Genomic DNA, 533 nt, shown 5'->3' on the forward strand with positions numbered 1-533 from the left:
GGGCGGCAGTAACCGCACTGGTCCTGGGCATTATTTCCGCCCTGACCGGCTTCATTATTCTGGGCGCATTTACCGCAATCCCGACCGTTATTTTCGCAATTATTGCCCTGGTCATGGTCAAGCGCGGCACCGGCAAGGGCAAGGTCATGGCTATCGTTTCGCTCGTGCTGGTTGCGGTTGCGATGGTCGCCTTCGTTCTGGGTAACAATGTGCGCGCTCAGAGGGATGCAAGGCTTAAGCAACGAGCCCAGGAAGCAATTCAGAAGTGTGAGAGCAAGGAATTTGTTGGCGCCTACTACACCGAGAAGGACGGTAAGCGTTACTGCGCATACGGCGGCTGGCTCTACCCTGTAGACGACGACAAGTAGACCGGTCGTCTGATCTAGTAACCAATGATGTGACGGGTGGGGGCGTTCGTGCATGCGGCAGTCGCCGTGCCTGCGAGCGCCCCTCAACCGTATCTTCTGGAGGCGCCGCCGCCTAGTTTGGGTGGGGCCATGTGCTCTTCCTATTCACCAACCACACGAAACGAG

At 57.6% G+C, this 533-nt stretch carries 1 pseudogene; it reads left to right on the forward strand.

Annotated elements, in window-relative coordinates:
• A pseudogene (locus HMPREF2879_RS09440) lies at window positions 1–368 on the forward strand (DUF4190 domain-containing protein); the annotation flags it as partial.
• Between the last annotated feature and the right edge of the window lie 165 nt (window positions 369–533).

This window comes from Rothia sp. HMSC069C04, from assembly GCF_001812895.1.
GTDB lineage: Bacteria > Actinomycetota > Actinomycetes > Actinomycetales > Micrococcaceae > Rothia.